Source organism: Paraburkholderia sp. 40 (assembly GCF_050434105.1).
Lineage (GTDB): Bacteria > Pseudomonadota > Gammaproteobacteria > Burkholderiales > Burkholderiaceae > Paraburkholderia > Paraburkholderia tuberum.
Genome location: NZ_JBNPVY010000002.1, coordinates 407,318 through 420,575, shown reverse-complemented (window position 1 = coordinate 420,575; position 13,258 = coordinate 407,318). Strand labels below are relative to the sequence as shown.

The window sequence follows — 13,258 nt, the reverse complement described above, 5'->3', positions numbered from 1 at the left end:
GCGGAAGGATGAGTCTTCGCCACGTCGATGACGAAAGCATCCAGTGTCCTTCGCCGTAACGAAGACGGAGGCTCAAATCAATTGTTAAGAGGCCAGTTGCCAAAAATCCCGCAGAGTTTCAGAGTGCGCGGCCGTGTGGGGCGCTTGCCGCAAGGTTTGGGTGAAATCCTCGTCGGTGCTTTGGCCGCTGGCGTACAGGGCGTATCGTTCCACGATTGCGTCCAGTTCACCGGCCTCGGCAAGCTTTTCTCTTCCGTACGTGCGGGCCAGCGCCAACACGTGATACGTGACCGCGGTGCCTTCGAAGCGAATCTCGACCATCGATTTGTCGACGAGCTCGCAGACGCAATCCATCACCGCCGAGTCATTGAGAGCGTCATCGCGGGCGATCAGGCACGCGGCCTCAGCGTTGAACGGATAGCCGAACACGCAAAGGCGCCGAAATACCGCCCGCTCCCGGTCGCTGAGCATCTCGAAACTCCAGTCCAACGAGGCTCGCAAGCTTTTCTGTCTTTCCTGCGCGGTTCTGAAGCCGCCGCCCAGGTAGAGCAACGGTTCCTCGAGCCCAACTCGGAGATGCTCCAGTCCGAGAATCGAGGCGCGCCCCGCCGCCAATTCAATGGCCAGTGGGACACCGTCCAGGCGTCGACATATGTCGTCGATCAGCCGTAGGCGATCACAGTTCATATCCATGTTCTGCCCGTTGGAGAACAGACGTCGCTGGAACAGCCGAAAGGATGGGGAGCGAAGCGTTGCCCCAGGGGCATCCTCGACGCCAGGCAGTGCAAGCGGGCCGACGCGGTAAACAACTTCACAGGGCACGCGAAGCCGCAATCTGCTGGTAACGAGGAAGCGCAGCTCGGACGTATAACGGCAAGCGAATTCCAGGAACTGAGCCACGTATTCGACGACATGCTCGGCATTGTCGACGATGAGCAAGCCCTTCGTGCCCGCGAGCATCAGTGCAACGCGCTCGAGGTCGGATTCCCCGCTGTCGACCGGGATACCATAGCTGGCGGCCAACGCCTGAGCCACGCCGCGACAGGTGTTGTGGGCGGCAAGCTCGACGAAGTGAATCTCGGGGTCGCATTGCGCCGAAACGCTGCGGGCAATTTCCCGGGCAATCGATGTTTTGCCGATTCCCCCTGCGCCCACAAGCGTTAGAACGCGCGTGGATGGCAGCAGCGACCTGATTTCCGCGATAGCGCTTTCCCGCCCGATCAGTCGCTCTTCCCTCGGCGCCACGTCCGATTTGACGCGAATGGGGCGGTCCTGCGCAACCTCGTCAAAGCTGGGTGCGTCGATTCGGGAGGCTATCAGTTGGTAGCCACGTCGTGGCACCGTTACAATGAACTGGCCATCGCGGCCAAGTGCCTTGCGGATCCAGGAGAGGTGCACATGGAGGTTGTTTTCCTCGACAACCGTATCCGGCCAGACCAGATCCATGAGTTCATTTTTCGTGACGACGCGGCCGGCTGCCAGAGCAAGCACAGCGAGGATGTCGAATGCGCGAGACCCCAGTTCCAGTACCTCACCGCGACGGCGCAACAATCGCACGCTGAGGTCGATCTCGCATTCACCAATTCGGATAACCCGCTCACCGGAAGTGCATGTCGAGGGGCGTAGTATTGCTTGAGTCATGGCGCTTTCGTCCGTGGGCAACCCGGAGGTTTCGGCGGGCAGCTGAGTTATTCATTAGTTGTCATGCCGCGTACGGTCGGTGTCGCAAGGATATTAGCTGAGTCGTATTTTCCGCCTTGTTAACGCCGCATTAATAATTGTTAATGTTTTTACAAGTGGGGACGTGGCAGTTTTCAGCCGAGCGGGTGTGAGAGGTCAGCATTGACAAAATATGGACGAAACGTTAACGAAATTTAATGAGCGCATGGAAGCTTGTGTTTTCGGGCGGAGCGGATAATCCAGGGTTGGCTGCCGATCAGAAGAGAGCGGCATCACTGCCGAGATGCGTTAACTGCCCGGCTCGGCATCCCCAATTCAAAAGTCAAACTGATGAAAATCTTGTTAGTAGAAGACAACGTGCAGGTGGCCGGCTTCCTGAAAAAGGGTTTGACGGAAGCGGGTCATGTCGTTGATTCCGCGGATAACGGCCGCGACGGGATGTTTCTGGCCATGGGGGGCAGCGCTTACGATGCAATCATCCTCGACCGCATGCTGCCGGGCGGGCTTGACGGACTTAGCATCGTCGCGGCAATGAGGGCAACCGGGAGCAAGGTCCCGGTGCTTATCCTGAGCGCCCTCGATGCTGTCGACGAGCGGATTCGGGGTCTCAAGGCAGGCGGTGACGACTATGTGGTCAAGCCGTTCGCGTTCGGAGAAGTGCTCGCGCGACTGGAGGTGCTCATGCGCCGGTCACCGAATGAAGCGGTCGAATCGACGCTCAGGTGCGCGGACCTGTGCATCGACCTTTTTTCACGCAAGGTGTCACGTGCCGGGAAAGTCATTGTCCTCAAGCCGCGCGAATTCAAATTGCTCGAATATCTGGTGCGGCACGCCGAGCAGGTCGTCACCCGGACGATGCTCCTCGAGAACATCTGGGACTACCACTTCGACCCGCAGACCAACGTGGTGGATGTGCATGTCAGCAAGCTTCGGCAAAAGATCGATGCCGGGTTTGAAGTGTCACTTCTAAGAACTGTTCGAAACGCTGGGTACATGCTTTCGGCGAATGGATAACAGCCGGTGTCGGAGTGGAGAGGGAACGGCGGAGACTCATGGATATCGAAGAATCGGCGGGGCAAATGTTATGGGACGATGGTCTGTTCGTCCTGTTGCGAATCGACGCTGGCGACGGCCGGACGTCACGGTTGTCACTGAGGCCAACGGCTAGTCAGCCCTCCGGTCAAACGCTGGCCTTGCTCGAGAACGCCTTTTCGCTTCGTGCCCACCTGGATGGACCCCGCTTCACGCAGCCTCTTGAGTTCGTCCGCGATAGTTCTTCCATTACGCTGCAGCTCGAGGACCCGGGCGGCATCGTGTTGCCTGCACTCGATACGTCTCTGTTGTCATTCGGCCAGATCGTGACGATAGCCGCGAACGCCACGGCTGCCCTTGAGATGTTGCACAGGAGGGACGTCATACACAAGGATGTCCGGCCGGCGCATCTTCTTGTCAACCCAGCCAACTGGGTAGTGGCTCTGACGGGCTTCGGTCTGTCGACGCGCGTCGATTCTGCTGGAAAAGAGTCGACTCACTCGGTCATCCTCGCGGACGCACTTCCGTATCTGGCTCCCGAGCGCACTGGGCTCGTCAACCGGCCGGTCGACGCTCGCGCCGATCTATACTCGCTGGGCGTCCTCATCTACTGGATGCTGACGGCAAAGTATCCGTACTCTGCTAACTCCCCTGGGGAATGGCTTTACTGTCATACGGCGAGGAAGCCAACTCCTCTGCGCGAGCGCGTTCCTGACGTTCCTGAATCGCTTGAAGCCATCGTCGAGCGATTGCTCGCAAAAGCGGCGGAAGACCGCTACCAGACCGCGCGCGGAGTCGAATACGACTTGCGTCTGTGCGCGGAGCAACTGCGGACAGGAGACTGCCTCACGCCATTCGCCCTCGGAACGGCAGACTCTGACGACCGGCTGCTGATACCAGACCGACTGTATGGGCGGGAAGCGGAATTGAGCGCACTGACTCAAGCTTTCGACCGCGTGGCTCATGACGGTACGACCGAATTCGTGCTGGTGTCCGGTTACTCAGGGATCGGGAAGTCATCGCTGGTTGGAGAATTCCACCAAACGCTGAGCCGCGGGCGATTTGCGTCGGGCAAGTTCGATCAGTACAAGCGAGATATCCCCTACGCGACGATTGCACAGTGCATGGAGACAGTCGTCGAACAGATTATCAGGGAGGACAAGCGCGAACTGGTGAAGTGGCGCAAGCGCATCCAGTACGCGATGGGACCGCATGGCCGCCTGCTCACCGACCTCATCCCCGCGCTGGAAGAAATCGTCGGGCCACAACCGGCAGTCGCCGAATTGCCGCCTCTGGACGCTCAAAAGCGCTTCGTCACTGCTTTGATTCGCTTCATTGGAGCGTTCGCGACACCCGCCACAGCCGCTTGTACTGTTTCTGGACGATCTCCAATGGCTGGACGCAGGAACCATTTCGATACTGGAGGCGCTCGGCCGGGGCTCCGCTATTGCCCACTTTCTGCTCATTGGAGCCTTCCGTGACAACGAGATCGGCCCCAGTCACCCTCTCGCTCGCGTGATCAGCGACATTCGAGAAGGCTCGGTGCCAGTTCATGACGTGTTGCTGGCCCCCTTGGGGGTTGGCGATGTGGAGCGACTCGTTTGCGATACCACTCGCGGTGATTCAGCAGAGGCCAGAAGGCTGGCGCGACTGATGTTCGAGAAGACGGGCGGAAACCCGTTTTTTGCGGTTCAGTTCCTGCGCGTCCTCGCCGAGGAAGGTCATCTGACGTTAAACCGTGCCTCGCGGGAATGGGTGTGGAATGTCGAGCAGATTGCGCAGGGAGCTTTCCCCGATAGCGTAGTTGACTTGCTGGTGAACAAGATCGAGCGGCTGTCTGACCGCGCGCGACGGCTGCTCGTTGATTTCGCTTGCCTTGGCGCCACGACGGCTACGTCGGTATTGGCGCAGGTGAGCGGGCAGTCAAGCGGAGAAGTTGACTCGGCGCTCGGCGAGGCAATCGGGCAAGGCCTGGTTTACCGCCGTTCGGAGGGCTACGCTTTCGTCCACGACCGGATTCAAGAGGCTGCATACGCGTTACTTGGGGAGGCAGAGCGCGCGCCATCGCATCTTCGCATCGGAATGCGGCTGGATACGGGAGACGCCGACCCGAATCACGAGCGGAACATTTTCGAGGTCGTCAACCAGTACAACCGGGCACTCCACGCAATCAGCGACTCCCGGGTCCGCACGCGCGTAGCCCTCCTGAACCTCCGCGCTGGCCGTCGCGCGAGAGCAGCGGCTGCCTACGGTACCGCGCTGAACTATCTCACGGTAGCGAGTCGGATTTTCGGCGAGGATGCGTGGGAGACCCATTACTGCGAGAAGTTTTCCATCGAGCTTTTGCTTGCAGAATGCACGTTCCTCGCCGGCAGTCCAATACAGGCAGACGACCGCCTGCGTCGTCTCGAACGATATGCCGGGAGCGTACGCGACAAGGCCGCAGTGGCTTTCCTTCGGATAACGCTGCATACCGCCCTGGACAAGATGCACGCCGCGGTAGAAATTTGCCTGAGCTATCTCCGCGAGGTCGACGTCAATTGGGTACCCCATCCGGACAGGGAAGAGGTCGATAGAGAGTACGCAAAGGTGGTCGCTCATGTTCAACGCGGCTCGATTGCAGAATTGCGTGACAATCGATTGCTCGATGACGAAGCGCTTGAGGCGACGCTGAACGTATTCACAGCCGTTTTGCCGCCCGCATTCTTCACTGACGAAAACCTGGTGTGTCTTGTGCTGACGCGCATGGCGAATCTCAGCATAGCGCACGGCAACACCGATGCATCTGCGTTGGGTTTCGCCTATTTAGGAATGGCTGTCGGTCCATTCTTCGGCGATTACGAGAGCGCCCATGAGTTTGGCAAGCTCGGGATGGCGCTCGTCGATGAGAAGGGGCTTGACCGGTTTCGCGCCCGTGTCTACCTGTGTTTCTCGTATCACGTCATGCCGTGGACAGAGCCGATACGAACAGCGATTCCGCTCTTGCGACGAGCATTCGAAGTGGCAACACAATGCGGCGACCTGACATACATCGGGTTCAGCAGTTGTTGTCTGGTCACCACTCTGCTCGCCACCTCTGCGCCACTAGCCGAAGTTGAAGATCAGGCAGTCGAACGGCTGCATGTCGTCCGGTCCGCCGGATTCGGGTTGATTGCCGACATCATTAATTCGCAGCTCTCATTGATTCGTGAATTGCGCGGCGGCGCGCCATGGTTTGGTTCACCCGATTCGGAATATCCGAACGCGAAGGCTCTGGAACAGCACCTCGAAGGCAATCGAGCACTCGACATTGCTGCATGCTGGTACTGGATTCGCAAACAGGAGGCGTGCTACATGGCGGGCGACATCGCTGGTGCGATGGAGGCAGCGAACAAGGCAGCCCCCTTGTTGTGGACGACATGGGGGCACCAGGAACTCGCCGTTTACCACTTCTTTTCTGCGCTGACATGGCTCCGGGAGTGGGATGCCCACTCATCGCAAGCCGACGTTCTCGCTGACGCGAGGCTTGCCGAGCACGTGAACAAGCTCCGCGCTTGGGCATTGAGCGGTCCGACGAACTTCGCCGCGCGTGCAGCGCTGGTCGAAGCTGAAGTCGCACGCGTGCGCGGCGACGCTTGTGAAGCCATGCGGCTATACGAGCGAGCCATCGAAAATGCAAAAACGCACCGATTGCTGCATGTCGAGGCGCTAGCCAGCGAGATAGCCGGACGGTTCTATGCCAACCGCGGCTTCGCGACCATCGCCGCGGTGTACTTGCGTAATGCCCGATCGGCCTACTTGAACTGGGGGGCAACGGCGAAAGTCAGAATGCTGGAGGCGGCATATCCTGACCTCGGGGCTAACGAGCCGGGAGGTCCGTTGTCAGGTGCCGTGGAAAGTCAGCTGGAGATGGAGACGGTCGTCAAGGCGTCACAGGCGATATCGAGCGAAAGGGTACTCGACAGCCTGATGAATACACTCATGACCATCGTGCTCGAGCACGCGGGCGCGCGACGCGCGCTGCTCATCCTTCCGCACGAAGAGCAGCTTTACATTGAAGCCGAGGCCAACGAGGGAGGTAACGTCCGCGTAGAGCGGCGAACTGCCTCGCCGCGGAACTTGCCGCTCTCCCTGCTTCACCATTGTCTTCGCACCCACGAAACGCTTCTTGTCGATGATGCGACGACGGAAAACCCGTTTGCTTCTGACGAGTATTTCAGTGGCAAAGGCTCACGCTCGATGCTCTGTTTGCCCCTCATCAAGCAGACGAGACTGGTCGGCGCGCTGTACCTCGAGAACGAGCTCGCGCCCGGCGCGTTCACGCCGCCGCGCATGGCGGTGCTCAAGTTGCTGGCGTCCCAGGCGGCGATTTCTATCGAGAACGCCAGCCTGGAGAAGATCGAAGCACTTCTCGAAGAAAAGGACGCTCTGCTGAAGGAACTGCACCATCGGGTGAAAAACAATCTGCAGCTGATTAGTAGCCTTCTCAACCTTCAGGCAGCTCGTGTGCAAGATAAGGTCGTGGCGGAGCTGTTTCAGGAGAGCCGGAACCGCGTTCGCTCGATGGCGATGGTCCATGAAAATTTGTATCGTGCGGGCAACTTCGCGCGAATCGACATGGCGCCTCATATCAGGAATCTGTGCGCGCACCTGGCGCGCGTTTACGAACTGAGTCAATCGAACGTCATCCTGGACGTTGTCGTCGACGACGTTCAGCTCGACATGAATCGCGCGATCGGATGCGGCATGATCGTCAACGAGCTAGTTTCGAATGCACTCAAGCATGCGTTTCCGGACGGTCGAAGCGGGCGGCTGCGCGTTGAGCTGGCCGCGGAAGAAGACCATCGGTGCCGCTTGAGGGTCGGCGACGACGGTATCGGCTTGCCGCCAGAGTTTTCACTTGAGCATGCCGAATCCCTGGGACTGCAGCTCGTATTCGACCTTTCCCGGCAACTCCACGGGTCAATCGAGGTTAGTCGCGAGAGAGGGACGGCATTTGACATTAATTTCAGACTCCAGCAAACGGGCGGCCACTAACATGTCTTCTGCGCGAATACTGATTGTCGAAGACGACCGGGTGGTCGCTCGTGACATTGCCCAACAAATGACTCGCTGCGGGCACGTCGTCATAGGTTGCGTGACGACCGGCGAGGATGCGATAACGGTTGCTGCGAAGGAAAAGCCAAGCCTTGTCCTCATGGATGTGCGCCTCGAGGGAAAGCTGGACGGCATTGATGCGGCTCGTCAGTTGCGCGAGTCGCTCCGTTTGCCCATTGTGTTCCTGACGGCTTATGCCGACGAGGAAACGGTCCGGCGCGCCACAGTGACCGAACCATTCGGTTACGTCCTGAAGCCTTTCGACGACCTGCAACTGCGTACGGTTGTCGAGATGGCCCTCTATAAGCACGATGCGGAGCGTCGGCTGCGCGAGAGCGAGCAGCGTTATGCGGTTACGCTGGACTGCATCGGCGATGGCGTCATTGCCACTGACTGTAAGGGACACATTACGCTCATCAATCCCGTCGCCGAGGCGTTGACAGAATGGTCGCGGGAAGACGCTGTCGGGCAACCGCTCGAAAAAGTTCTCCGGCTAATCGACGAGGACACGAATGCGCCACTGAAATTCAGCGTGTCAGCAGCCCTGGGCGAGGGTGGCTTCGTTTCTTTTCCCCCGAAGACGATGCTCGTCGGTAGAGCAGGGCGCATGGTGTCCGTTGAAAATCGGGGAACGCCGATTGTGAACGACTCGGGCAACGTCATCGGCATGGTGCTCGTGGTGCGTGACGCTACAGCGTCACGTCAGGCAGCCGAGGCGGAAATTCTGCGCGAAACCAACGATCGGCTGGACGACGCGATGCGCGGCTCGAAGGTCGGGGTGTGGGCCATTGATCTCTCGGGCGAAGAGGGGCGGGACCTGTCGCTGAGGTGCTGGAACATCCAGGCATGGCTAGGTTACACGGAGGCTGACGCCGCTCCCGGCATCGCGCGCGTGATGGAGGTCATCCACCCGGAGGACAGGCAACGCGTTTGCGACGCGTTTTGGCGGTGCAGCCAGGAGCCAGGCGGGCTGTTTGGCATTGAACACCGCGTGCTCCACCGCGACGGGTCCTGGCGATGGGTCTTGACGCGTGGCGCGGGTCCTCGGTTTTCCTGCGGGCCGGCTACGCGCGTCTCTGGAACCATGGTCGATATTACGGACTTGAAGCGTGCAGAACTCGCACTGCGAACCAGCGAAGAGCGCTTCCGTGGAACCTTTGAAAACGCAGCAGTGGGTATTGTTCATTGTGACCAGAGCGGCCGGTTCCTCCGCGTCAACCGGCGCTATTGCGATATCGTTGGCTACAGTCGTGAAGAATTGCTCTCGATGACGTTCATGGACGTCACAGCGGTTGGCAGTGTTCCAGAGAGCATCAATCAATTCAAGAAACTGCTCAAAAACGACTTCTCGCATTACACGGACGAAAAAGTCAACATACGGCGCGACGGATCGCGCGTGTGGGTCAGTGCGACCGTGTCGTTACAGCGTGATTCCAGCCAGCAGGTTCAGCATACCATTGCGATTATCCAGGACATCTCGGCGCGCAAAGCGCTCGAGGAGACGGTGCGCGTTGCCCGGGACGAGGCTGAGTTGGCGAACAAGGCGAAGGACCAGTTCCTGGCTAACATCAGCCACGAACTCCGGACCCCGTTGAACTGCATTCTCGGATATACGCAGGTTCTGCGGCGCGATGACAACCTGAGCGTTCGTCAAAAGTCGCATGTTTCGCTGATCGAGCAAAGCGGCTCGCATCTCGTCACGTTGATTAATGATTTGCTGGACTTCGCGCGCGTTGGCGCCGGTCGGATTGACCTGGAGCTGAACGATGTTCTGCTCGCGCCGTTCCTCGAAATGCTTGGGGAGATGGTTGGCGTGCGGGCTCGTGAGAAGGGGCTCGCGCAGATTTGTGCGGTTGCGCCAAACCTGCCGGCAGTGATTCGCGTTGACGAGAAGCGATTGCGGCAGGTACTGCTCAATCTGCTCTCCAATGCCGTGAAGTTCACGGACATCGGAGAGGTGGCATTCTCGGTGAAGTTGGTCCGAGGTGGCATTTTGAGGTTTGAAGTGAAAGATACCGGGATTGGCATTAAGCATGACCAACTCGAGCGAGTCTTCCAGCCATTTGAACAGGCAGGTGACATCGAGCGCAGGAGCGCCGGGCTGGGGTTGGGGCTTTCCATCAGCCAACATTTGGCGCGGCTTATGGGCAGCGATATTCACGCCGAGAGTGAATACGGGCGAGGAAGTCGATTCTGGTTCGACCTCGCGGTTGAGTGTCCCGCTCACGAGCCGCTGGTGCGTGACGACGCCGGCGATCGGCAAGCTCCACGCGACGAATGCCTGATGTTTGCCGGACGTGACGGTGTGCGCCCGGCAACTGAACATGTGGCCGAGCGTCCGCGCCGGATTGGCGCAACGCCATCCGACGCCGAAGCGGTCTCGTCGTTCGTCCTGCCGCCGCGTGCGAGCATGGAGGTGTTGCACGATCTCGCGCGCAGAGGTTCGATGCGGGAGGTCATGCGACACGTTGAGTCGCTTCGGGCGAGCGACACCCGCTATACGGCATTCGCTACCAGAGTGGGCAACCTTGCGGAAAGCTTTGAGTCGCGAGAACTGCTCGTGCTCATCGAGAAACACCTGAACGGAAGTTAGTGCACATGTCGGATGAGTTCGAGAAAAATCCGCCTGTAGTCCTGGTGGTTGATGATACGGCACCGAATCTGGGCCTGGTCGTAGACTTTCTTGAGGGGAGCGGTTTGCACGTCTCGATTGCCCGGGACGGTGAAGAGGCGCTGAGTCGCGCGGCCCTCGTACGTCCGGACCTGATACTGCTCGACGTGATGATGCCGGGTCTGGATGGGTTCGAGGTTTGCCGCCGTTTGAAAGCGACCCCGGAAACGTGGGACATCCCCGTCATCTTCATGACCTCACTGTCGCACACCGAGGACAAGACCGTGGGGTTCCAGGTCGGGGCCGTTGACTACGTCACCAAGCCCTTGCAGATGGAAGAACTCCTCGCGCGAGTGAGAACCCACGTGAAGTTCCGGCGGCTACAGAAGGTCCTGCAAGAGAGCAATGCACGCTTGCACGACGAGGTGGAGAGGCGGCAGGCCGCCCAGGAGGCGCTGGTCGAGATGATCAGTAGCGTGCGCAACACATCGAATGCAATCGCTCACGATTTGCGAACGCCTCTGACTGAACTCCGGACGCGGATGGAGGTGATGATTCTCGATTTGAAGAAGAGGGTCGACGCCGACACGCTTGAGCGCCTGGAGGGTTCGCTCACCGATATCGACCGGGTGATCAGCATTTTCAATGCCCTTCTTCGTCTGGCGGAGATCGATGCAGGGGTGCGAAGGTCAGGCTTCGTTGCGAGCAATGTTGCAGATATCGTTTCCGAAGCGGTGGAGTTTTACCAACCGCTAGGCGACCTTCGAGGGATTGCCCTGTCGCAGACTTGCCCCGCCGAACTGGAAGCGGTTGTGGACCCGCTACTGATTGCGCAAGCGGTCGGAAACGTGATTGATAACGGACTGAAGTTCGCATGTTCGCGCGTGCATGTGACAGTGAGCGAGCGCGAAGGGCTCATCGAGATTGAAGTAGCGGACGATGGCCCGGGCGTTCCTGCTGCCGAGAAGGCGAAGGTAACGGAGCGCTTCTACCGGGGCGATGCGAGCCGGGGAACGCCGGGCGTCGGGCTCGGCCTCGCGCTCGTGAAAGGTGTCGCAACGCTGCATAGAGGCACGCTGACACTGGCGGACAACCATCCCGGACTCGTTGTGAAGTTGACGGTGTCCTGCCGATCCGACTATCGCCTCGAGGGGCAGCACTGAGAGAGGTTAGTGGCCCCGGCCCACGATCACGAATGAGTCGCGTACGTTGAAGCACGAATTCCTGAATGCGCGGCCGAATGCGGCGGCCGCGTGGCTCTCGCCAGGCGCACCGTAAAAGACGCCGCCAATGATCGCAACGCCCAGTGCCGAGCCGATCTGAAACGTAGCAATCACAATCCCTGAGGCGAGTCCGGCATGCTTTGTCGGGACTCCGCCAATGACCGCCTCGATGCGCCGCTGCGGCTTGCATCGCTGTCGACATCGTGCGACCTGCGCAGTCTCGCGACCCGCAAGCTCGACGCAGCGGGGATCGCCTGGATCGACGTGTTCATAGGCGGTGGCATGGCGGCCGTCACCGCCGGTGTCTCGGCCGGGCTTGCGGTCGGTGCGTTCGCGCATCGGGTCGCGCCGGTCGGTGCCGTCGAAGTCGGCGCGCTGCTGGGGCTCCCGGCGCTTCTTCCTTCGGAAATCGTGCTGCATTCGAGCCTCTCGGATACGAGGTCGCGTGGAGCGCTGCGCACGATTGCCGCTGCGTTTCGCGAACATCGAGCGGCGATTCGATACTTGGCGTTGACAACACTCCATCAGACAAGCGCATCACCTGGGCCCGCCAAGGAGGTTTGATGACATCGAGTCATTAAACAAATGACACCCACGCTCTCGCGAAATCACCACACCACACCGAGAATGCTTCCCAACACGGCATCCGCCGTAATCGAGGAGAACAGCATGTTTGCAATTACCGGTGTGACAGGACAGGTGGGCGGCGCGGCGGCACGCGCGTTACTCGACGCGGGGCACGCGGTGCGCGCCGTGCTGCGCGACGCAAGCAAGGCGGCACCGTGGCGCGAGCGCGGCGCGGAGGTGGCGATCGCGTCGTTCGAGGACGCCGACTCGCTCAGCGCCGCATTTCGCGACACGGCCGGCGTATTCGTGATGATTGCGCCGAATTTCGCGCCGCAGCCCGGTTATCCGAACGCGCATGCGGCGGCCGCGATGCTGAAGGAGGCGTTGTCGAAGGCGCGGCCGGGGCGGGTGGCGGCGTTGTCGTCGGTGGGCGGGCAGCGCGATGCGGGGCTCGGCCTCATCACGCAGGTGCATATTCTCGAACAGGCGCTCGCCGATTTGCCGCTTCCGACCGCGATCCTGCGGCCGGCCTGGTTCATGGAAAACTCGTTGTGGGATATCGCACCGGCCCGCAACGCCGGCGTGATGCCGAGCTTTCTGCAGCCGCTCGATCGGGCGTATCCGATGGTCGCGACCGCGGATATCGGCCGCGTGGTCGCGCAGGCGCTCACGCAGTCGTGGCAAGGGCGGCGCGTGATCGAGATCGAGGCGTCAGGGCGCTATTCGCAGCATGAGATTGCCGCGCTGCTCGGCGAGGCGCTCGGGCGGACCGTCGAAGCGCAGACGGTGCCGCGCGAGCAGTGGGAGGCGCTGTTTCAGGCGCAAGGCACGGAGTGGCCCGCGCCCCGTATCGAGATGCTCGACGGCTTCAACTCGGGGTGGATCGATTTCGAGGAGGGGCTGAACGAGCGGGTGATTGGCATGACGTCGTATCGGACGGTGCTGGAGGAGTTGGTGAAGCGGGCGGGGTAACCAGGCCTTAGGCGGGGTGCGCGTTCACGGTGGCCGGACCCTGTTAGCCCGCCTCGGAGCCGCGCCCCGCGCGCGTGCTAATCTTGCTCCCTTCGCG

The 13,258-nt window shown here is 60.2% G+C and carries 8 protein-coding genes; 6 read left to right on the top strand and 2 right to left on the bottom strand.

What is annotated here, in order from left to right; all coding sequences use genetic code 11:
- Nucleotides 1–84: 84 nt before the first annotated feature.
- Nucleotides 85–1,641 carry an ATP-binding protein gene (locus OKW28_RS03150; protein WP_429443748.1) on the bottom strand — a complete coding sequence of 519 codons (1,557 nt, stop codon included), beginning with the start codon at nt 1,639–1,641 and terminating at the stop codon, nt 85–87.
- A gap of 369 nt (nt 1,642–2,010) precedes the next feature.
- Here OKW28_RS03150 and OKW28_RS03145 point away from each other — a divergent pair, with 369 nt between their 5' ends.
- The 5 genes from OKW28_RS03145 (at nt 2,011) to OKW28_RS03125 (ending at nt 11,562) form a co-directional block, all read left to right on the top strand.
- Nucleotides 2,011–2,694 (top strand): winged helix-turn-helix domain-containing protein, encoded by a 684-nt coding sequence (locus OKW28_RS03145; protein WP_429443747.1) that lies wholly within the window; start codon nt 2,011–2,013, stop codon nt 2,692–2,694.
- 38 nt (nt 2,695–2,732) lie between these two features.
- Nucleotides 2,733–4,193 (top strand): serine/threonine protein kinase, encoded by a 1,461-nt coding sequence (locus OKW28_RS03140; protein ID WP_429443746.1) that lies wholly within the window; start codon nt 2,733–2,735, stop codon nt 4,191–4,193.
- A gap of 172 nt (nt 4,194–4,365) precedes the next feature.
- Nucleotides 4,366–7,728, top strand: coding sequence for a histidine kinase dimerization/phosphoacceptor domain -containing protein (locus OKW28_RS03135; RefSeq protein WP_429443745.1), 3,363 nt, complete (start codon nt 4,366–4,368; stop codon nt 7,726–7,728).
- A 1-nt stretch (nt 7,729) separates the two neighbouring features.
- Nucleotides 7,730–10,381 carry a PAS domain S-box protein gene (locus OKW28_RS03130; protein WP_429443744.1) on the top strand — a complete coding sequence of 884 codons (2,652 nt, stop codon included), beginning with the start codon at nt 7,730–7,732 and terminating at the stop codon, nt 10,379–10,381.
- A 5-nt stretch (nt 10,382–10,386) separates the two neighbouring features.
- Nucleotides 10,387–11,562 carry a hybrid sensor histidine kinase/response regulator gene (locus tag OKW28_RS03125; RefSeq protein WP_429443743.1) on the top strand — a complete coding sequence of 392 codons (1,176 nt, stop codon included), beginning with the start codon at nt 10,387–10,389 and terminating at the stop codon, nt 11,560–11,562.
- A gap of 6 nt (nt 11,563–11,568) precedes the next feature.
- On the opposite strand, the gene OKW28_RS03120 is transcribed toward OKW28_RS03125, so the two are convergent.
- A complete protein-coding gene (locus OKW28_RS03120; protein ID WP_429443742.1) occupies nt 11,569–12,042 on the bottom strand; it encodes a hypothetical protein in 474 nt (157 codons plus the stop codon).
- A gap of 249 nt (nt 12,043–12,291) precedes the next feature.
- Between OKW28_RS03120 and OKW28_RS03115 the strand changes: the two genes are divergently transcribed.
- Entirely contained in the window at nt 12,292–13,161 is an 870-nt protein-coding gene (locus OKW28_RS03115; protein ID WP_429443741.1) for an NmrA family NAD(P)-binding protein, read from the top strand.
- Nucleotides 13,162–13,258: the final 97 nt, after the last annotated feature.